Raw genomic sequence first — 20,691 nt, 5'->3', positions numbered from 1 at the left:
GAAAACATCATTTCTGAACCGGGCTGTATTCATGCACCCAGACAGACATCGTCGGAAGCCAAGGCATTTTATCATGGATTGCCAACATGGACTGCTTGTACTCTTCCACCGTTGAATATCCTTCAGTCTTTGCATCTTCGTCCGTCAATTCGCCTAATGTTTGGGAATAAAGTTTGTCAATCTTAAATTCTTTCCCGTTCAGCACCATAATTTCGCCTGGGTACGCATATACACCATTGCGGCGAGTTGCTGTTTTTTTGCCGTCAATCACTTTCTGGACATCTTCCGGAATCGTGACGAGCCTTTCAATGGAACAAGTTTTTTCTGGATAAGTAGTCAATTCAATTCCCTCACTTCTAAATAGTTTCTCCTCTATCATAACGATAATTGTCTAGTTTTTCGAGGGGAGGTCTTACAAATCTTTTAATAGATTCGCCATTTCAATGGCCGATGCAGCGGCATCCCAACCTTTATTTCCAGCTTTCGTTCCCGCACGTTCAATCGCCTGTTCAATCGTGTCGGTTGTCAGGACACCAAAAATGACCGGAATGCCTTCCTGCATAGCAATTGCCGCTACACCTTTCGCCACTTCATTGCATACATAATCAAAATGTGGCGTTGATCCACGGATGACGGTGCCAAGCGTGATCACTGCATCGTACTGTCCTGAGCTTGCCATTTTCTTTGCAACAAGCGGGATTTCGTATGCGCCTGGTACCCAAGCGACTGCCACATCCTCTTCACGCACACCATGGCGACGTAACGCATCTTCCGCACCGCTCAACAACTTCCCTGTAATGAATTCATTAAACCGAGCCACTACGATTCCAATTTTTAATCCTGTACCGACTAAATGTCCTTCAAAAGTAACTGCCATGTCGTTTTCCCCCTTAGCTGTGCAATAAATGCCCCAGTTTTTCTTTTTTCGTTGCCATATATGCTTTGTTTTCTTCTTTTACCGGCATTTCAATTTGGATACGTTCCGTGATGTCCAACCCATGTCCCGCCAGGCCTGTGATCTTGCGCGGATTATTGGTCAATAAATGCATGGATTTCACTCCTAGATCACGAAGGATTTGGGCGCCGATGCCGTATTCCCGCAAGTCGTCCGCAAACCCGAGTTTCGCATTGGCCTCCACCGTGTCATACCCTTCTTCTTGGAGCTTATAAGCCTTCATTTTATTGACAAGTCCAATGCCCCGTCCTTCTTGCCGCATATATAACAAGATACCTCTTCCCGCTCTTTCGATTTGGGCGAGTGCGGCATGCAGTTGAGGCCCACAATCGCATCGGCAAGAACCGAACACATCGCCTGTCAGGCATTCGGAATGAACACGGACGAGAACATCTTCTCCGTCTCCGACTTCACCTTTCACTAATGCGATATGCTCACGTCCCGTCAGCTTTTCAATATAAGTGACAGCAGTGAACGTTCCAAAGTCAGTTGGCAGTTGGACGTCAACGACTCGCTCGATCAACTTTTCACGATGTCTTCGGTAAGCGATCAAATCTTGGATTGTCAGGATGACAAGGTCAAAGCGCTTCGCAATGATATTCAAATCGGGGCGTCTCGCCATGGTTCCGTCTTCATTCATAATTTCACAAATAACTCCAGCCGGTTCCACACCTGCGAGTTTTGCCAGATCCACTGCCGCTTCGGTATGTCCAGCCCGCTTTAACACACCACCTGGCTTGGCAATCAAAGGGAAAATATGTCCAGGCCTTCTGAAATCAGCGGGAACCGCCTGATCGTCAAGCATGGCAAATATAGTTTCTGATCGCTCAAACGCCGAGATGCCAGTGTGGCAATTTGCATGATCGATGCTGACGGTGAAAGCCGTCCCATGCGCATCACTATTCCGATCAGTCATGAGGGGAAGGTCAAGCTGCTGCGCTTTCTCTTCTTCAATCGGGACGCATATCAATCCCCTGCCCTCCGTCGCCATGAAATTGATCATCTCTGGCGTGGCGAATCTGCCAAGGGCCACAAAATCCCCTTCATTTTCGCGATCTTCGTCATCCACTACGATGATTGCTTTTCCTTTTTTGAGCTCTTCAATCGCTTTTTCAACTGCTGCGAACATGTTTAGCCCTCCTTTAATCAAGAAAACCGTTTGCGGCTAATGTTTCCATTGTCAAACCACCGACGGATTTCTCCTCTTTTTTTGCCAATAGCTTTTCCATATATTTTGCGAGCATGTCACATTCGACATTCACTTTTTCGCCCACTTTTTTTCCACCGACGATGGAGTCTTCCTGTGTAACCGGGATGAGCGAAATGATGAATCCTTTTTCCGTCACACCGAAGATGGTCAACGAGGTCCCATCCACGGTTATTGAACCTTTTGGAATCAAATAGGACGACAGTTCAGGAGCGATGCTAATTTCAAAATAAACTGCATTGTCGTGTTTTCGAATACTGATGATTTCGCCAGTCCCGTCCACATGGCCGCTAACAAAATGACCTCCGAACCGGCCATTGGCAGCCATCGCACGTTCCAGATTCACACGGCTTCCCGTACGAAGCGTATAAAGGGTCGTCGCTTTCACGGTTTCCGGCATGACATCCGCCGTAAATTGGTTGGCTGAAAAATCCGAAACCGTCAGACAGACTCCATTAACCGCAATGCTATCGCCTTTGTTGACGTCTTCCAGCACTTTTTCGCAACGGATTGCCAGTTTCAATGAATTCGGCCCTTGTTGAATCGAAGACACCGTGCCGATCTCTTCTACAATTCCTGTGAACACGGAACAGTCCCCTCCTTTCGTAATCGGGAGTCCGGTGTCAACTGAATGGTTTGAACAGCACCATCTCTAACGACTTGGGCTGTCTCCGGCGTCCTGAGATGCCGATTTAAAACAAAATGAGTTGGATTCTTTCCACCATGGGGCAAACGGGTGGTGAGGAAAGGGTAATTATGAAGTACGGTTTCTACATCGCCCGAAATAGCAACATGGGTATAGCAGAGGTGATGGACATCGGTTCGTGAAGCGGCCGATCGTATCCATTTGCTATCCCCGGTCTGCGTCGAAAGTCGGCCATCGAGGGTGACGGCTACTTTCAAGGTGACGTATGGTTTTCCGTAATTAATGTAGTGAAAAAATGCCCTGTTCAACTGCTCTGCCTCTTCTACTATTCCGGTGACCACTTCGATCGCGGCATCCCGAAGAAGCCCGATTCCTGTTCCATATACAGCAGAACTCGGATGGATGGATGCGATAAAGACACGACGGACTCCGCTTTGGATGAACAGATCGACGCAAGGTCGCGTTGTTCCTGTTTGAGGCCAAAACTCCAGCGCAGCATTACCAACAAGCGGATTAGGAGAGGAGTGACCCTCTGTGGTCCGCGTGCAGTCAAGAGCAAGTTTCATATAATTTTCCGGATCCATAAGCATTCCCCCTTTCATTTGATGAAAAGGGCAGAGCGGATCGGGCATTGTACGCCAACCAAATCGCTTCTCCCATCCAGACTGTCACTGTCGGTGCCGGAGTTTCACCAGCTCCACCGCCTTCCGAGGAGGAAGGACGGGTCACGGACTGACGAGCCATTGCTCGATCACCGCCGGTAAGGAATTTCACCTTGCCCCGAAGCGTTTGAATTGTATGTACATTGTTAAAGGTATCATATTCGCTTTCGTTAATCAAAATCCAAATAAGAAATGGTGGAAAAGGGCTAGTCCTTAAAATTTAAAGCTGGCGAGCAAATGAAATTTATTTTGGGACTGGTACACCTCCTGGGAAACTGGCATATCTTTGGACAAACTTGCCTCTTAGAAAGATAACTGACAAGCATCTATTACAAACATGCCCATGTAAGAACTTATCCTTCAAGTTCACAATTTTATCCGTCACTTTAGTTCCCTTATCCGTCACTTTCGAAGTTTCATTCCCAATTCGGGACTATTCTCACAACAAAGTAATCCGTTCTGCCCCGTTTCCTTGTCTCCCTTTTCAATCCATCGGGAGTTTCCTTGCACTCGACATCCGGTTGCTTGCATCCGACACTTATTTGCTTGTACTTCACATCTAGTTACTTGCAGTTTCCCACCAACTGCTTGCAAACCGAGACTTTCTCCCTATAAAATATTTCCCGATATCCAAAAACCCGGACTGCTCAAAGCAGTCCGGGTCACACTAAAATTATTCTTTTAAATCTTCAATGGAGTCAATGTCCATATATGTCGGTACAACCAAACCAATTTTGACGCCTTCCATGTTGACGCCGAGCTCCTCGAATTTACCCTCGAATTTATCCGCATAGGTTTTATGCGTGACCGGCAACCATGCCGCTAAAGATGCGTCCGCACTGCCATCGGAAACAGCTGTCCAGAGTGGACCCGCTTCGACTTGTGTCAATGTGACGTTATAGCCCATGTCTTCGAGAACTAATTTCATAACGTTATGGCTCGCAATTTCACTATCCCATGCAACGTAGGCCAGATTGATTTTATCGCCGTCCACTTTATCGACGCCTTCTGTCCATTCCGCTACTTTATCCGAATTTTCATCAATCCAATTTTGGGCAGCTTGTTCTTCTTTTTCACCGTCTTGGATTGCTACCATGACATCTCCCATATCTTCCTCGGTCCATTTGAAGTTGGAGAGGATTTGGTAAGCTTCCGGAAGATCCTCTTTCAAACCAGTACGAGCGATCGTGCGAATTTGTTCTTCTCCGCCGTATACACCTTTTGGATCTTCAAGATATTTCAGATCGAACTTCGCAAATTTCCAGTGTGGTGTCCAGCCCGTCACAATAATCGGCTCTTCTTTATCATACGCTTTTTTCAGCGCAGCAGTCATAGCCGCCCCCGAACCAGTTGTCACATCCCAGTTATTCAACTCGTATTCCTCGATAGCTTGCTCCGTTGCCTGCATAATGCCGGCTCCTGGGTCGATACCCGTGATTTTATATTTTACGGATTCGCCTACCGATCCTTCGGTTTTATTAGCCGGTTCACTGCCGGACTCGTTATTCCCTTTGTCGTCACTGCCTCCACAAGCTGCCAGACCAAGCGCCAGAAGCGCCGCCGTCCCTACTCCTAATATCTTTTTCGTCAATGTCATTCTGTTAGTCCCCCTCTTTTTTTCTTACCTGCATGTTGGGTGATCCGATCCAAAATGATCGCTACGATTACAATGGATAACCCTGTTTCAAAACCGACACCTGTTTTCAATTGTGTTACGGCCCGGTACACTTCCTCTCCGAGCCCTGGTGCACCGACCATGGAAGCGATGACAACCATGGATAAGGAAAGCATGATGCTTTGATTGACCCCCGCCATGATGGTCGGTTTGGCCAGCGGGATTTGCACTTTGCTCAAGCGTTGCCACGTAGTGGATCCATAAGCTTCTGTCGCTTCAATCAAATCTTTCGGCACTTGTTCGATGCCTAACATCGTCAGACGGATCGTCGGAGGCATCGAGAAAATGACCGAAGCCACCACGCCCGGCACGACGCCAATGTTGAAAAAGAAGATTGCTGGCAATAGATAAACGAATGCCGGCATGGTCTGCATCAAGTCCAAAATCGGATTCACCACATTGCGGACTGCAGCCTTTTGAGAGCCCCAAATACCAATCGGGATACCGATTACGAGTGCAAAGAAAACGGATGTCAACACAAGTGCCAACATTTGCAACATCGGATACCAGTAACCTAGATAATCGATAAACAACAAGCCGATCAAGGTGAAAATCGCGATACGGCGTGTCGATAAAAACCACGCCAGCAAGGAGAATAGAACAGCGAGCAGAATCGATGGCACCATATTCAGCCATTCTACTGACCCTTCCACAATCCCCGCCAAGAAACCGGATACACCATCAAACACAGTACCGAATGTCGAGACGAGCCAATCAATACCTTCATCAATCCAAGCCGCAAATGGCAATCGAGGTAATAATTCATTCATTCGAAGTCACCTCCCCGCTGATCTGCTCTTCCGAATCGATTGTTCCATTATTATTGATAAACTGATTGTCACCTGATAATGCGCCAATCAGTGCACCACGAATGATAATCCCTTGTAATTTCCTGCTATCATCAATGACGGCAACAGGGATGACCGCCGTTGATACAAGATCAAACAGGTCTGTCAAAACCATATCCGCCGGGATCATCGGGAAATCCGTAATTAAGACATCTTCCAAAGTTTTTCCCGCTTCGATCGCTTGCCCTGCGTCTTGCGCCGTGACAGCACCCAACAGCCGGTTTGCGGAATCGACGACATAAATAGATGAAATGCGAAGACGCTTCATCAGGCGCAACGCAACCCGAGGTCCCCGATCAATTTGAACAGTATCCGCTTTTTTCATAATATGACCTGCAGTTAACACTTTGGACAAGTCGACATCTTCTACAAAACGTTCCACGTATTCATTGGATGGACTCATTAAAATTTCTTCCGGAGTCCCAACTTGGACCACTTCCCCGTCCTTCATCAATGCAATGCGGTCTCCGATCCGGAGCGCCTCATCGAGATCATGGGTGATGAAAATGATTGTTTTGCCCATTTCATGGTGAAGCTGCAGCAATTCATCCTGCATATCTCTGCGGATCAATGGATCGAGTGCACTGAATGCCTCATCCATCAATAAAATATCCGGTCCGTTGGCAAGAGCCCTTGCGAGACCTACCCGCTGCTGCATCCCGCCACTCAACTGTTTTGGGTATTGATCTTCATATCCTGCAAGGCCGACAAGTCGCAATGATTCTATCGCTTTCTCTCGGCGTTCCTCTTTGGAAACCCCTTTGATTTCTAAACCATACTCTGTATTTTCGAGGATTGTTTTATGGGGAAAGAGCGCAAAGTTTTGAAACACCATGCCAATTTTATTTCGTCTCACTTCCCGGAGTTGCTCTTTATTCATCTTGACGATATCTTTGCCGTCCAACAGGATTTCACCCATGGTCGGATCGATGAGCCGGTTCAACATCCGGACAAGTGTGGACTTTCCGCTTCCGGATAACCCCATGATGACGAATATTTCTCCATCGTAGATATCAAAAGACGCATGATTGACCCCGACTGTAGCACCGGTCGCTTGTAAAATTTCTTGTTTGGTTTTTTTCTCTTTCAGCATACGGGCTGCCCGTTTTGTGTTTTTGCCAAATATCTTGGTTATGTTCACAACCTGAATCTTTTTCACTTCATCTGTTTCACTCATTGGTACACTCCTTATTAATTTAAAAAGCTAGTAACCTTTCTAATTATAAATGTAATCATTTTGAAAAACAACCGTAAGTTCTATTCAAATCGTTTGTACGGAAAAAACTGTACGAACTAGAATAAATAAAAATTGATTTTTTTGGGAATCTATACTACGCTATATGGCAGTAAATACAATGGAGGTAAGCAGATTTATGGACGGTAGGGAAAAACTTGATAAAGTCCGGGAACGGATTATTGAAGCCATCGCAGAAAACATCCATCTCTACGGTCTGACTCCATCTGCCGGTAGACAATACGGAACGATGTTCTTTCACGATGAACCTCTGACTTTAGATGAAATGACCGAAAAACTAGGCATGAGCAAAACGAGCATGAGCACTTCCGTACGAGCCCTTTCCGATTTAAAATTAGTCGAACGTGCTTGGAAACGGGGAGTCCGCAAAGACCTCTACCAAGTGAAAGATGATTGGTATCAAAGCTTCATCGACCTATTCTCCATTAAATGGAGAAGGTCCATTTCACTTCATTCCGTGGCGGTCAGGCGGTCATTAAAGGAATTGAGAGAGCTGGTACAAGACGAATCAATCGACTCCGAATTGCGGGGTATCGTAGAGAGAGATATAGAGAAGCTTGAATATATGCGGGATTACTATGAGTGGCTTGATCGGCTTGTTGATGCGTTTGAAGATCATGAAATTTTCGATCTTGTTCCGATCGAGACAGATTCCAATAAACAGTAAAAAACGGTAGACAAGTTTAACTTGTCTGCCGCTTTTTTCTATCCATCTCCTTTACACCACCTCAGCAGACACAGGGAAGTTTACAAGAGGGATTGCAGTATCATCCTTATTATTGTCTTGGCTGCTTTGGGTATCTTCGTAAACTTTAAATCGCTCCGCATGGGTGCGGAGTGTATCCGACGATATAGATAGATCCCGCCCCGTCTGCTCCACCTCCACCATTGCTTCATGTTGTTCTATGAAGGAATGCATCATACGTATGGAGATTTCTTCATTTTTTATTGAAACATGTTCCAGTCGGACCGTTGTATTTTCAAGTAGCGGAACTGCCGTTTCCAAAGAATGCAAATGATCGGACATGATTAAAAGCTTTTCATTTAAAGAGCGTATATGCACCGCCGCCCCTTTGAATTGTTGCCCATTCTCATTAGTGACACGTTGCAAAACCGTTCCATTTTCTTGCATCTTGTCCACATTCGTAGCGGAAGCATGGACGCTTTGTTCCATTCCGCTGAGCAATGCTTTGATTGTTTCGGTTGCGTCATTCGATTGTTCCGCCAATCTTTGCACTTCATTGGCCACGACTAAAAATCCGGCCCCTGCTTTGCCCGCACGTGTCGCTTCAATTTTGGCATTTAACGCAAGCATTCGTGTTTGTTCTGTCAGATGCCCAATCAAGTTGACGATTTGATCAATTGATTTGCATTTCTCTTGGAGTTCTTCTATTGTTTGAACGACTTGCCGCATGCTGTCAAAAAAGAGCTGCATTGAATGGGCAGCCTCACCTACCGATATTTCCCCCATAGTGGCGATCTGTTCTGTGCTGGACGATAATCGGGACACGTCTGTCATTTCTTGAAACATGCCATCTAATGATTCCTTCATATGTAAAAATGCCTGCTGTTGCTGAGTAGATACCGCTACCGTCTCTTTCGCAACTGTACCTAACTCTGAGACAATGTCTTGCACAAGATTATTTTTATCCAAAAGAACAGCGGAGTTCTCTTGTAACTGTTCTCCCGTTGTCAAAAGCTTTGTACTCGTTTCTTTCACTTCGGCCAACATCTGCGACATGCTTACGATCATCATATGAAAGCTTTTATTCAATGAACGGATTTCAGGAATAGTGGACTCGGAGGTCAATTCAACACGCAAATCCCCTTCCCTCACAAACCGCATCTTCTGTTGCAGTTGGATCATCGGTTTTGTCAATTTCCGGATGATCAAGCTGACTAGCAGTATGGCGATCAGTAATGAAATAACAATCGTCAGAAGGATGAAAATAGCCATTTTCTGCGTAGCAGCCAAATAATCCTGGTCCGGTATGGCGATGATATATGCCCCGCCTAATTCTTGAATTTCAAAAAAACTGATGGTATAAGGCTCACCTTGGATTGTTTCGTGGAGCACGCCCTTGCGATCCTCTCTGATTTTTTTCAAAACAGAATGGTCGACAAGCAGGTCCCTGTTTTTACTAGTGGAAAACGGTATCAGCTTGCTTTCTTCCAAATAAAACATATCCGGATGGTAACCGGATTGGATCAAGGAAACATGCTGGCGTTTGACGACCGTTTCCAGCTCTCTCATGAATTGCTCGCGATTCCCAACATGAACGAGCATCAAGGTTTTTGCCAAATCATTAATAATGTGGACCTCCCTTTCCAAGCGGGTGGAGACAAGATCAATTGTACTTTCCTTCGATTTCTGATACGTAACAAAACCGATACATATCGTCGACACAAGTAAAATTGAGGAGATTGCCATCATGAGTCGACTTTTGAAAGACCATTCCGTCATTTTGACGGCCGGCAATCTTTTTAACCGAACGACCTGTCTCCCCTTGTATTTCCGCAACCATTTTCCCAATCCAATGACCACCCTCCAGGAAGATATACTTAATTTTAGAACAGGATTATTGAGCCAATGTAAAGGAAAGGTAAAGAAATGATATAGTTTTGGAAATGCTTGGGAAAGAGGTTCTATTTTTACTAGAAGAACAAAAGCGCAGGGCGCCCTCTTAGCCCCGACAAGCGCTGGAGGGCTTTCAGATAAAGGCGTTTTTTGCCTTTATTGAAAGACCGAAGCGACTCGAGGGGCTGGCGCCCGGAGCCTAGACGTAAATACGCTGGCTTAGAAGGTTATGCTCAGGTCAAAATTTTATAATTTCCTTAGCATCAAAAAACCTCCTGACACATAGGTCAGAAGGCTTCCGTTTTATTTCACTTCAAATTTGTAGTCTTCATGTTCATGCAATCCATCTTCATTCTCCACATGGATTTGGACATGAAAGGTGCCTGGCTCTGCAAATGTATGCGTTGCAACGTATTCTCCCGCTTTGGACTCCTCCGCTTCCACCCACTCTTTTTTGTTTTCATTCGATCCATTCCAAATTTCATAACGCACTCTCGCTTGTTCTAACGGCGCATTATCCATTTGGAGATGGACCATCAAATTTTGTCCTTCATTCACATTGACAGCTTCAGGTTTTGTGAAGTGCATGGAAAAACCATTCGAATGACCATGTCCATGATTCCCTTCTTGGTCGTCATGAGCATCCCCATGATGGCCTCCATCACCGACCGTTACCTCTTTCTTCGGCATCGTATGCATACCTCTTGCATCCACGTGGACTTGGATGTGGAATAGGCCGTCATGGTCGAATGTCGTTTCCGCAGTATACAAGCCCTCTTTCGCATTCATTGAATCCATCATGACACTATCCTCTTTTTTGCCTTCTTCCCATACTTCAAAAACTACTTTATCCGCATCTTCGACTTTTTCATCCCCTTGCGTCACGAGCGCTTCCATCTTCACCGTTTCACCGACTTCCACTTGCTCCGTCACCGTCAGCGCGACTTCCAGCGGCAAGATCTCTTCCGGTTCGGTGCTTACTTCCGGTTCCTCATTTTTCCCGCAAGCAGCCAATATCGCTATCGTCGCCCCTATTAGCAACCATCTAACAATACGTTTCAAACCAATTCCTCCCATGTCTTTTTTCTTCACGTAACTCCGTAACTTCAGTATGATTATATAAAATGATTGCGAAATATTGGTGAAGAATTGGAATTTCATATAGTCTTCACAAATTTATTAGAAACTAAAAGTAAAAGAGCGTAACTGAAACGAGGTATGGCAAATGAAACAAACGACAATCTTAATTATAGACGATGAAGAGCAAATGAGAAAACTGATCCGGACCTTCCTTGAAAAAGAAGGCTATGCAGTCCTCGAAGCCGCTGATGGCATCCAGGCATTACACCTCATCGAAGAAGAAGAACCACATTTATGCATCGTGGATGTCATGATGCCTTATATGGATGGCTTCACGTTCGCCAAGGAAGTGAAGCGGACTTCCTCCATTCCGCTTATTTTCTTATCTGCCAAAGGCGAGGAATGGGATAAAATCCAAGGTCTCAAATTAGGAGGAGATGATTATATCGTCAAGCCTTTCCTTCCGGGAGAATTGCTGGCGCGTATCGAGTCCGTCTTACGCCGGACATATCGACAGCAACAGGATGAAGAAGTTTTGCGGGCAGGTCCGCTTGTAATTGACCATACATCCCATACGGTCACATTGAACGGGAGTCCTCTATCATTGACCCTTAAAGAGTTCGGGGTTCTACGCCTCTTGGTGAAAAACAAGGGGCGTGTCTACTCAAGGGAACAATTGCTGCAACTTGTCTGGGGCGATGAACACCAAAGCAGTGAACGGACCGTGGATACCCATATTAAAACGTTGCGCCTGAAAATGGGGAAAGACGGAGACATGATCGAAACGGTTTGGGGAGTCGGTTATAAGTTTGAGGTGTGATGATGAAACAGTTGACATTAAGCAAGAAGATATTGATCGTCCTTTTGACAAGCATCGGATTCACGATTCTATTTTCCTTTTTTTTCATCCATTATCTTTATTCGGAACTCTATTTAAATAGTATTGAGGAATCAATCATTTATCAAGGGAAGCGGACAGCGTCCCATTATCATTATGGGAAATTAAATGATGAGATCATTGAAAAGATTCAATGGTATAACATAGTCTCGGAATATGAAGTTATTGTGGTTGATAACTTGGAAGAGCTATCTTCTTATTTTCCCTATAAAATCAATTATGAAACACTTGTCGATGAGCAAGATCGTGCTCAATTGGAAAAGGGAGCCTATGTCACGAAGAGAGGCCATGTAGAAGAGCTGAACCGGGACATCTTGGGCGCGATTTTTCCGATTAAAGGAGCAAGCGGCCTCATCGGTTTCATCTATATTTACGTGCCGCTTGCCGCAATCCAAGACGTATTCCGGGAAAGCATTCCCCTGCTCATCATTGTCGGTTCCTTGTTTTTCTTTATCCTATTCCTCGTTGTTAACCAGGCATGGCGTTCCCTTTTTAGGCCGTTACAGGATTTACAGAAGCTTTCCTACGAGGTGTCCCAAGGGAATTATTCCAACCGGATTGAGACGGAGCGGGATGATGAAGTGGGGCAATTGACGAAAGCATTCAATACGATGAGCTTGTCTTTGGAGCAGCAAGAAGAGCGGAAAAAGGAGTTTACTTCGAATATCGTGCACGAACTGCGGACCCCATTGACGTACATCTCCGGCTATACCCATGCATTGAAAGAAAAGATTTATTCCTCTCCGGAAGAAGCAGCAAGTTATTTGCAGACCATCGAAAAAGAGACAGAGAGACTGAACAAATTAATTTACGATTTGGCTGACCTCAATCATTTGCAACAAGATCTGTATTCCCTTGAATGGCAACCGATTGCAGTTGCCCAATTATTGTACGATACTTTGGATTTGTTCAAGATCCATCTCTCCGATAAACACTTGAAGCTTTCCTCTCATGTAGAGGAAGAGCTTATTATATCAGGCGATCCAAAGCGGCTACAGCAAGTGTTTTACAATACGATCGATAATGCCATCAAATACTCGGTTCAGGGTGGAACTATCTTCATCGAATTGCAGGAAGAAGCTGAGAATGCGGTTTTCCAGGTGACAAACGAAGGAACTTTTATTGACGACGAGGATATTAGAAGGATTGGTGAACGTTTCTTCCGAACAGATAAAGCGAGGAACCGGACCACTGGTGGAACCGGTTTGGGCCTTTCCATTGTAAAAGAGATTGTTCGTGTACACGGAGGCTCCTTTCACATTGTGAGCGATTCCGAAAGAGGTACGACCGTCACGATCCGCTTGCCTTATATACAAACTGATGAGGAAGGTGTGAGTTGAGATGAGAAAACGGTCGCTGAAAGCTCTAATATTTCTTTCCACCCTTCTGCTCGTTGCAGCTTGCGGTTCAGACATGTCTCCCGGCAGAGAACTTGTCTCTTTTTCATTCACAGATCAAGATGGACAATCGTTTGGCACTAAAGAACTTGAAGGGCATATCTGGATTGCGGATTTCATCTTTACCAATTGCGAAACGGTCTGCCCTCCGATGACGATGGAGATGGCAACCTTGCAAGCTGAAGCGAAAGAAAAAGGACTAGATGTGAAATTCGTTACCTTTACAGTCGATCCCGATGTGGATACTCCCGAAGTACTAAAGAAGTATATCCAGCATTTCACAGAAGACGAATCGAATTGGCATTTATTGTCCGGCTACTCCCAAAAAGACATCGAAACGTTTGCGATGGAACAGTTTCAGACGATTGTCCAGAAGCCGAAGACCTCGGATCAAGTCATCCATGGAACCAATTTTTATTTAATCGACCAAAACGGGTTTTTGATGGCGGAATATAATTTTGCTGATGAATCCTATCGCGAAGATATTCAAAAAGACATTAAACGTTTGTTGCGTTTCGATTCATAAGTGATTCCCTTTTCAAATAGAATGAATGAGATCAAAAACTAATTTAGGAGTGACTAAAATTCCTACCTTTGTGACTCGTTCATTGGAAGAAATCCGGTTTTGGTCAAGAATCATGAAGGAACACGCTTTCTTTCTCAGCATTGGATTTACAGCGGATGATACGATGCTAATTCAGGAGGCAAGGCAGTTCATCGCGCTCTTTGAAGAAATTGAACAACAGGCTGCAGGGTTTGATGAAAGAACGGATCCTGAAGTGATCCGGCGATTTAATATCCAGGTATATCAGGCTGCCGTCTCGATTTGGGCTTATAAACGGAAAGTTCTTGGACTGACGTTACGGTGTGAACTCGTCTCGAATAACTTCCCGTTGCTGTTGGATCATATAAGCAGAGAGGCTGCCTATTTTGCCAAACGCCTGAAGGAATTGAACCAAGGAAAACTCAAGCCGCTGCCTGAAGCGATTATTAAAGAGAATGTCTTTTTCTTGCGGATCATGGCCGACCACTCCAAATTCATAGGTCATCTGTTAGATCCTTCCGAACGGAAACTGGTCGATCAGGCACGTGAATTCAGCCATGACTTTGACCAACTGCTTTTCCAAGCACAAGATTTGGATTCCATGCGGCCACAATCTGAAACGGTCCCTCTTTTGGATCAATTCCTTGATCAAAACCGAGTGTCCGTTGTCTCATTACGGGATTTCAAGAAGACCGCACGTGAGCTGATTGAAGAATGTCGGATTAAAAGTATCATTCATCCATTACTCGCCGACCATGTATTCCGCGAAGCGGAACATTTCCTTCATATTATCGATGCTTTCGAAGCCATGCTTACTGCTCAATAATAGGAACGTACCGTCTCCACTCAGCGACCAGTTGGGTGGATTTTTTCTTTCAGAAGAGTGAAATGGCTATGCCTGGATAAATTCCTGTGAATTCGATATAGTGGACCTTTAAGAACACCTACTGTATCTTATCATCCGGAGGGACATTATGGATCCAATCCTATGCAAAATCGAATATACTTTAGTTGACCGAAAAACCGTCTGGCACGAGCAAACGTTCATCCGTTCCAGTCATCATGTCATTCTATATCGTCATGCTATTGCAACAGGAAAAAACACATATCGATTACAGGATGTGTTGGATTTGTCATACCGCCCTTTTTCGGGAGGCACCGGTTTGTTTTATCTCCATACGATCCAAGGTGTTTTCACATTTACCGTAGTAGAAGATCCATCCGAGTTCATCCAACTTTTCCAACAAATAAAACTCAATTGACTACGACTTATTGAAGGTCCACTTGTTTAAATCCAATCATTTGTTGGTATACATGAAATAAGCAACTACCAATGGAGGGATTTTTACATGACTGTCAAACATACTGTGGAAAATGCAGTGCAAGCAAAGAAAGAAATTGAAAACTTGGTGACGCAAGGATACACACACGACGATATCTATATTTTTGCCCACGATAAAAAAAGAGCCGATCATATTACAGACGCGTTGGACACTGAAAACGTGGGCATGTCGGAACAAGGCTTCCTGGATAGCATGAAAAATATGTTCTCTTCCCGTGGTGACGAGCTGCGCAGCAAAATGGAAGCGGTAGGCTTGACTGAACAAGAAGCGGCGGACGCGGAAAAAGAACTGGACCAAGGCAAGCTTGTGTTGATTGCTAAAAAATAATGTTAAATGCAAGGCTTCCCCATAAGGGAGCCTTTTTTTGATGGGAATTATGAGCTCAACAGTGGATTATGAGCGCACCACAAATGTTATGCACACTCCTAGAATCGTCCAACTCCCCCGTTTTTGAGACAACTCGCAAATCTCCTCGGTTTTCAGTATGATAGAAAGGGAAAGTGGGGGTTATGAATGGACAGCAGATTATGGAAAATCGGTTTATTTACGGCATTGACTTCTTTTGTTCTACTCATTTTAGGCGTTCGGACAATTGGTGGTCATGCCCTGATATGGAAGAACTATGCTACATTCGGCATCTTCAGCTTGACGGTCGGGATTTTGGCCAGTGTCATGCTATTTTATAAGCTAACGGTTGCATTCCGGATTTTTATGGTGGCGTTAGTTCTTGGATTTCTTCAGTTTTTCCGCAGCTTCCTAATGGGCTCGGGAGATTTTTACGAGTCCATCGGGATATTGGATTTATTCATTATCACTTCGTTCGGTTTTGGACTGGCACTTCTTGTTCAATTCGGTCTAATTTTCATGCGGCAGGAAAAATAAAAAGCGGACAGCCCAATTCAGAAGGGCTTGTCCGCTTTTTCCAACTCCGGGCGCTTGTGATTATTTCGCAGCGTTTTTCTTAATTTGTTTACTTCTTAATTGACCGCACGCGGCATCGATGTCTGTACCTTGCTCCCATCGTACGCCGCAGTTGATACCTTTCTTTTTCAACGTTTCATAAAATGTCTTAATCGCTTCCGGTGTACTCCGCTTATATTGCCCATGCTCATCCACCGGATTATATGGAATCAAGTTCACATAAGAGAGATGTCGTTTGTTTTCCAGCAATTTTGCCAACTGCTGTGCCTCTGCGACATGATCATTGACGTCCTGTAATAAAATGTATTCAAAAGTGATTCGCCGATTCGTCGTTTCCAAATAATAATCGATTGATTCCATCAGTTTTTCAATCGGATACGCTTTATTGATTTTCATGATCCGTGTCCGCAAGTCATTATTCGGGGCGTGAAGCGAGACAGCCAGATTGATCTGGATGTTTTCATTCGCGAATTCCCTGATTTTCGGAGTCAGACCGCTTGTCGAGACGGTAATATGACGTGCTCCGATGGAAAGTCCTTTTTGGTCATTCACCACACGCAGGAAATTCATCAAATTCGTATAATTATCGAACGGCTCACCGATTCCCATTACTACGATATGGCTGACTCGTTCATCATTCCCTTTCGAGTCAAGATGCTGTTGGACTTTCATGATTTGTTCCACGATTTCTCCCGCATTCAAATCACGATTCTTTTTCAATAATCCACTTGCACAAAAGCTGCATCCGATGTTACAACCGACCTGGGTTGTTACGCAAACGGAATAGCCATAAGGAAAAGTCATCAAAACCGTTTCAATCAGGTTGCCATCCTGCATTTTAAACAGGAACTTGATCGTGCCATCCGCAGATTCTTGTTTGACGGATTGCTCCAATGTTTGGATGACAAAATTCGCGTCTAAGAGTTCAACACACTCTTTGTTGATATTTTTCATATCGGCAAATTCGGTGACGCGTTTTTTATAGAGCCAGTCCCAAACTTGTGCTGCCCGGAACTTCTTTTGCCCTTGCTCCACAAGCCACTCGGTCAATTGGTCGAGCGTCAATCCATATATCGATTTTTTCATTCGTTATTCCTCATTTCGAAAATTGCAATTCAAATATTATACTACAACAAATTGAAAAAGGGAACAACTATTTGCGCAGCAATGTCAGCCAATTACTTGTTATCAGTTTTCTCTCTCTCATTTTTGATCCTTACAATGAATGTAACTAGGTAGACGAATGCCAGTGCTGTAAACATAATGCCGATTCCTGTCATGCCTTCCTTGAAGCGTATAATTGCTAAATATCCTACAAATAAGATTAACAACACATCGACCACTCTAGATAACTTCAAGTCTCTGCCTCCATATCATTTGTTCAATTTGTATAGTATAGCAGGTTCTCCTCTCATCCGACATCGAATTACCAAAATCTGTCCACGCAAACAGCCAGGCAACATGCCTGGCTGAGGTTTTCCAAAGGGAACTATTCAGATGATCTGCTTCAAAGCTTCCAACAGCTTATCCATCTGCTTATCAGTGCCAATCGTGATGCGTAGATAATTGTCAATTCTCGGTTTATTGAAATAGCGGACGAGGATTCCGTTTTCTTTCAATTGGTTGTATAGTGTTTCAGCGGTAACGATTCGATGCTGCGCGAAGACGAAGTTCGCCTGGGATGGCAAGACGGCGAATCCGAGTTGTTCCAGTGCCTGGATCGTTTTTTTCCGGGTACCGATGATTTTTCCGACCGTTTCTTCGAAATATGGCTCATCCTCAAAAGCCGCAGTCGCTCCGACCATCGCCAACCGGTCGACCGTGTAGGAGTTGAATGAATCCTTAATCCGGATGAGCGCTTCAATCAGGGACGGGTTCCCCATTGCAAACCCGACACGTAGCCCGGCCAATGAACGGGATTTGGATGTCGTTTGAACGACAAGTAAATTGTCATATTTCCGAATCAATTCGACCGCAGATGTCGCCGCAAAGTCGATATACGCTTCATCGATGATCACTACTTGATCGGGATTGTTTTTGACGATTTGTTCAATGTCCTCCAATTCGGCATACAAGCTGGTCGGTGCATTCGGATTCGGTAATATAACACCGCCCTCCGCTTGATAAAACTGCTCGACCGGCAATGAAAAGTCTTCATTCACCGAAATTTCTTCATAGGAAATATCGAATATTTTCGCATAGACCGGGTAAAAACTATACGATATGTCCGGAAAGCGGATTGCCTTTCCGGGTTCAAAGAAAGCCATGAACGAAAAGGCCAACACCTCATCCGAACCGTTCCCGACAAACACTTCGTCTTTTGAGATTCCGTTGTGCTTCGCAATGGCTTCCCGAAGTCCGTCGGCTGTCGGCGATGGATACAATTGCAAGGTCTGCTGCATTTCCGCCTGAATTGCAGCTTGCACTTTCGGACTAGGTGGATACGGATTCTCATTCGTATTCAGCTTGATGATGTCCTTTTGATTGATCTGCTCGCCTGGAACGTAAGGTTCCGTCCGCCGCACCATGCTGCTCCAAAATTTAGTCATGGCGCAATACCTCTTTTCTCGGACGTCGTTTTCGCAAAACCGTCTTCACATCTTCAATTGTCACGTCCAAGATTTCCATCATGACAAGAGAATGATAGACCAAATCGGCAAGCTCGTTTGTCACTTCTTCCTTGTCGTGGTTCTTCGCTCCGATGACGACTTCCGTGGACTCTTCCCCTACTTTTTTCAACACTTTATCGAGCCCTTCACGGAATAGATACGTCGTGTAGGAACCTTCCACCGGATTGTCTTTCCGCACGCGGATTTCCTCTGCCACTTCTTGGACCACTTCCCGGATGGACGCTTCTTCTTCGAATATCTTTGTATAGAAGCAAGTCGTTTCGCCGGTGTGGCAAGCAGGCCCTTGCGGATTGACTTGCAAGAGGATCGTATCTTGATCGCAATCTATCGAAATCCGTTTCACGGTTTGTTTATTACCCGAAGTGGCCCCTTTGTTCCACAGCTCTTGTCTCGATCTGCTGTAAAACCAAGTTTCTTTCGTTTCCAGCGTTTTTTGCAATGCTTCTTGATTCATATAAGCCAGCATGAGGACGTTTCCCGTTTGGTCGTCCTGTACGATCGCCGGAATCAATCCATTTTCATCAAATTTCAGGGATTTTAAATCGATACTCATAATCAGTCATTCCTAACGGGTATATTTTGTTCAGCCAAGTAGTTTTTCAGATTTCGGATATGGATATCGCCATAGTGGAAAACGGAAGCCGCCAATGCCACGTCGGCTTTCCCTTCTGTGAATACATCCCGGAAATGTTCCGGTTTCCCGGCGCCTCCACTTGCGACAATGGGAATATGGACTGCTTCCGCCATCGCCCGATTCAACTCCAGGTTATAGCCATCCTTCACACCATCCTGGTCGATACAGTTGACAACGAGTGCCCCCGCGCCGAGTTGCTCCCCTTTTTTCGCCCATTCGATCGCATCAATGCCCGTGTCCTCCATGCCGGCTTTTGCGAACACATTCCATTTGGACGGGCCGACTTCGCTGACATCCATCGACAGTATGACGCACTCCGAGCCGAATTTCTTCGCCGCTTCTTCAATAATGGATGGATCTTTCAGCGCTGCGCTATTAATGGACACTTTATCGCCGCCGATGCTCAAAATCTTTTCGACGTCTTCGATGGTGCGGATGCCACCGCCTACGATAAACGGCACTGGCACTTCTTTCGCAATTTCCTCTATTAAATCCAAGAACATGCCTCGACCTTTCGTGGATGCGGAAATATCATAGAATACAAGCTCATCTGCACCATCCGCCACATATTTCTTCGCCAATGTAAGCGGATCGGCCACTTCTTGTACGTCCAAGAACTTCTTCCCTTTTACAACTTTACGATTATCGACGTCTAGACATGGGAGAATCTTCTTCGTCGTTGTCATTTGGACTCCTCCAGTACTTTCTCCAAGGATAGCTTGCCTTCATATAAAGCCTTTCCGATAATGGCACCGTACATATTCAATTCGCGGAGCTTCCGGATGTCCTCTTCCGTTGACACCCCACCTGAAGCGATGACGTCAATGCTGGATGCGTTGTTCATGAGCTCCAACTCTTGGAAGTTAGGGCCTTGCAGCATTCCGTCTTTCGCAATATCTGTGTATACGATTGTTTCCACGCCGATTTCAACAAGCTCCTCCAGCAGATTGACCGCCTTCACTCCACTTGTTTCCGTCCAGCCGTCTGTTGCAACATACCCATTACGTGCATCAATGGAGACAGCTATTTTCGATCCGTATTTCGCGACCGCGTCTTTCAAAAATTGCTTGTCTTGAATAGCAGCAGTCCCGATGATGACTCGGCTTACTCCGCTCAAGATATGGGAATCTACGATGTCCATCGAGCGAATGCCTCCGCCGACTTGAACCGGTACTTGGACCGCTTTGGCGATTTGCTCGATCGCTTCCCGGTTCAACGAATCCCCGGTTTTCGCGCCATCCAGATCGACGACGTGGATGAATTCGGCCCCTTGTCTCTCCCACTCTTTCGCCATATCTGTCGGCGAATCATTATAGATCACTTCTTGGTCATAATCCCCTTGGATCAGACGGACACACTTCCCGCCTCGGATATCAATTGCTGGAAATAAAATCATGGTTGGCTCCTCCTTATCGGAT

The 20,691-nt window shown here is 45.2% G+C and carries 24 protein-coding genes and 1 riboswitch; of the genes, 8 read left to right on the top strand and 16 right to left on the bottom strand.

The genetic code is table 11. The features are described 5' to 3' along the window. Positions 1-7: 7 nt before the first annotated feature. The 8 genes from AB1K83_RS03935 to AB1K83_RS03900 all read right to left on the bottom strand — a co-directional run bounded on the left by AB1K83_RS03935 (position 8) and on the right by AB1K83_RS03900 (position 7,170). Positions 8-379 (bottom strand): ASCH domain-containing protein, encoded by a 372-nt coding sequence (locus tag AB1K83_RS03935; protein ID WP_413056847.1) that lies wholly within the window; start codon positions 377-379, stop codon positions 8-10. A gap of 33 nt (positions 380-412) precedes the next feature. Then, positions 413-877: a 6,7-dimethyl-8-ribityllumazine synthase gene (ribE, locus tag AB1K83_RS03930; protein ID WP_413056846.1), complete on the bottom strand. Its 465-nt coding sequence runs from the start codon at positions 875-877 to the stop codon at positions 413-415. Positions 878-890: 13 nt separating this feature from the next. Continuing rightward, on the bottom strand, positions 891-2,084 hold the full coding sequence (locus tag AB1K83_RS03925) for a bifunctional 3,4-dihydroxy-2-butanone-4-phosphate synthase/GTP cyclohydrolase II (protein WP_413056845.1): 1,194 nt from the start codon (positions 2,082-2,084) through the stop codon (positions 891-893). Between the two features lie 13 nt (positions 2,085-2,097). Continuing rightward, positions 2,098-2,748, bottom strand: a complete 651-nt coding sequence (gene ribE, locus AB1K83_RS03920) for a riboflavin synthase (RefSeq protein WP_413056844.1) — start codon at positions 2,746-2,748, stop codon at positions 2,098-2,100. Beyond that, complete coding sequence (locus AB1K83_RS03915; RefSeq protein WP_413056843.1) at positions 2,730-3,392, bottom strand: bifunctional diaminohydroxyphosphoribosylaminopyrimidine deaminase/5-amino-6-(5-phosphoribosylamino)uracil reductase RibD; 663 nt, start codon at positions 3,390-3,392, stop codon at positions 2,730-2,732. Before AB1K83_RS03915 ends, ribE (AB1K83_RS03920) begins: the two co-directional genes overlap by 19 nt. 60 nt (positions 3,393-3,452) lie before the next feature. Continuing rightward, positions 3,453-3,600: riboswitch (FMN riboswitch) on the bottom strand. Positions 3,601-4,143: 543 nt separating this feature from the next. Beyond that, positions 4,144-5,061 carry a glycine betaine ABC transporter substrate-binding protein gene (locus tag AB1K83_RS03910; RefSeq protein ID WP_413057079.1) on the bottom strand — a complete coding sequence of 306 codons (918 nt, stop codon included), beginning with the start codon at positions 5,059-5,061 and terminating at the stop codon, positions 4,144-4,146. A gap of 2 nt (positions 5,062-5,063) precedes the next feature. Then, the gene (locus tag AB1K83_RS03905) at positions 5,064-5,915 is read right to left on the bottom strand and encodes an ABC transporter permease (RefSeq protein WP_413056842.1); all 852 of its coding nucleotides are present in this window, start codon (positions 5,913-5,915) and stop codon (positions 5,064-5,066) included. Beyond that, on the bottom strand, positions 5,908-7,170 hold the full coding sequence (locus AB1K83_RS03900) for a quaternary amine ABC transporter ATP-binding protein (RefSeq protein WP_413056841.1): 1,263 nt from the start codon (positions 7,168-7,170) through the stop codon (positions 5,908-5,910). Before AB1K83_RS03900 ends, AB1K83_RS03905 begins: the two co-directional genes overlap by 8 nt. A 196-nt stretch (positions 7,171-7,366) precedes the next feature. On the opposite strand from AB1K83_RS03900, the gene AB1K83_RS03895 reads away from it, so the two are divergent. Next, positions 7,367-7,915, top strand: coding sequence for a GbsR/MarR family transcriptional regulator (locus AB1K83_RS03895; protein ID WP_413056840.1), 549 nt, complete (start codon positions 7,367-7,369; stop codon positions 7,913-7,915). A 51-nt stretch (positions 7,916-7,966) separates the two neighbouring features. Here the strand turns inward: AB1K83_RS03895 and AB1K83_RS03890 are convergent, their stop codons facing one another. Together AB1K83_RS03890 and AB1K83_RS03885 are read right to left on the bottom strand one after the other, a co-directional pair. Next, the gene (locus AB1K83_RS03890) at positions 7,967-9,781 is read right to left on the bottom strand and encodes a methyl-accepting chemotaxis protein (protein ID WP_413056839.1); all 1,815 of its coding nucleotides are present in this window, start codon (positions 9,779-9,781) and stop codon (positions 7,967-7,969) included. A gap of 348 nt (positions 9,782-10,129) precedes the next feature. Next, positions 10,130-10,888: a FixH family protein gene (locus tag AB1K83_RS03885; RefSeq protein ID WP_413056838.1), complete on the bottom strand. Its 759-nt coding sequence runs from the start codon at positions 10,886-10,888 to the stop codon at positions 10,130-10,132. 163 nt (positions 10,889-11,051) lie between these two features. On the opposite strand from AB1K83_RS03885, the gene AB1K83_RS03880 reads away from it, so the two are divergent. The 7 genes from AB1K83_RS03880 (at position 11,052) to AB1K83_RS03850 (ending at position 15,970) form a co-directional block, all read left to right on the top strand. Then, complete coding sequence (locus AB1K83_RS03880; protein WP_413056837.1) at positions 11,052-11,726, top strand: response regulator transcription factor; 675 nt, start codon at positions 11,052-11,054, stop codon at positions 11,724-11,726. Beyond that, the gene (locus tag AB1K83_RS03875; protein WP_413056836.1) at positions 11,726-13,144 is read left to right on the top strand and encodes a sensor histidine kinase; all 1,419 of its coding nucleotides are present in this window, start codon (positions 11,726-11,728) and stop codon (positions 13,142-13,144) included. The genes AB1K83_RS03880 and AB1K83_RS03875 overlap by 1 nt, the downstream gene beginning before the upstream one ends. A 1-nt stretch (position 13,145) precedes the next feature. Continuing rightward, complete coding sequence (locus AB1K83_RS03870) at positions 13,146-13,727, top strand: SCO family protein (protein WP_413056835.1); 582 nt, start codon at positions 13,146-13,148, stop codon at positions 13,725-13,727. Positions 13,728-13,752: 25 nt separating this feature from the next. Beyond that, a complete protein-coding gene (locus AB1K83_RS03865; protein ID WP_413056834.1) occupies positions 13,753-14,571 on the top strand; it encodes a DUF2935 domain-containing protein in 819 nt (272 codons plus the stop codon). Positions 14,572-14,719: 148 nt separating this feature from the next. After that, complete coding sequence (locus tag AB1K83_RS03860; RefSeq protein WP_413056833.1) at positions 14,720-15,007, top strand: hypothetical protein; 288 nt, start codon at positions 14,720-14,722, stop codon at positions 15,005-15,007. Positions 15,008-15,094: 87 nt separating this feature from the next. Next, entirely contained in the window at positions 15,095-15,415 is a 321-nt protein-coding gene (locus tag AB1K83_RS03855) for a general stress protein (RefSeq protein WP_413056832.1), read from the top strand. Positions 15,416-15,601: 186 nt separating this feature from the next. Continuing rightward, positions 15,602-15,970 carry a hypothetical protein gene (locus tag AB1K83_RS03850; protein WP_413056831.1) on the top strand — a complete coding sequence of 123 codons (369 nt, stop codon included), beginning with the start codon at positions 15,602-15,604 and terminating at the stop codon, positions 15,968-15,970. 60 nt (positions 15,971-16,030) lie between these two features. Here AB1K83_RS03850 and rlmN read toward each other — a convergent pair whose 3' ends face one another. From rlmN to hisA, 6 genes are all read right to left on the bottom strand, one after another. After that, entirely contained in the window at positions 16,031-17,095 is a 1,065-nt protein-coding gene (rlmN, locus tag AB1K83_RS03845) for a 23S rRNA (adenine(2503)-C(2))-methyltransferase RlmN (protein WP_413056830.1), read from the bottom strand. Positions 17,096-17,187: 92 nt separating this feature from the next. Then, positions 17,188-17,367 (bottom strand): hypothetical protein, encoded by a 180-nt coding sequence (locus AB1K83_RS03840; protein WP_413056829.1) that lies wholly within the window; start codon positions 17,365-17,367, stop codon positions 17,188-17,190. 135 nt (positions 17,368-17,502) lie between these two features. Then, positions 17,503-18,558 (bottom strand): histidinol-phosphate transaminase, encoded by a 1,056-nt coding sequence (hisC, locus tag AB1K83_RS03835; RefSeq protein WP_413056828.1) that lies wholly within the window; start codon positions 18,556-18,558, stop codon positions 17,503-17,505. Further along, the gene (gene hisIE, locus AB1K83_RS03830; RefSeq protein ID WP_413057078.1) at positions 18,551-19,198 is read right to left on the bottom strand and encodes a bifunctional phosphoribosyl-AMP cyclohydrolase/phosphoribosyl-ATP diphosphatase HisIE; all 648 of its coding nucleotides are present in this window, start codon (positions 19,196-19,198) and stop codon (positions 18,551-18,553) included. Before hisIE ends, hisC begins: the two co-directional genes overlap by 8 nt. Then, entirely contained in the window at positions 19,195-19,959 is a 765-nt protein-coding gene (hisF, locus tag AB1K83_RS03825) for an imidazole glycerol phosphate synthase subunit HisF (protein WP_413056827.1), read from the bottom strand. Before hisF ends, hisIE begins: the two co-directional genes overlap by 4 nt. Next, a complete protein-coding gene (gene hisA / locus AB1K83_RS03820) occupies positions 19,956-20,669 on the bottom strand; it encodes a 1-(5-phosphoribosyl)-5-[(5-phosphoribosylamino)methylideneamino]imidazole-4-carboxamide isomerase (protein ID WP_413056826.1) in 714 nt (237 codons plus the stop codon). Before hisA ends, hisF begins: the two co-directional genes overlap by 4 nt. Positions 20,670-20,691: the final 22 nt, after the last annotated feature.

It is taken from the genome of Sporosarcina sp. 179-K 3D1 HS, assembly GCF_047228905.1.
Classification (GTDB): domain Bacteria; phylum Bacillota; class Bacilli; order Bacillales_A; family Planococcaceae; genus Sporosarcina.
Note: the sequence above shows the minus strand (reverse complement) of the source record. Positions and strands in the feature narration are given on the sequence as shown.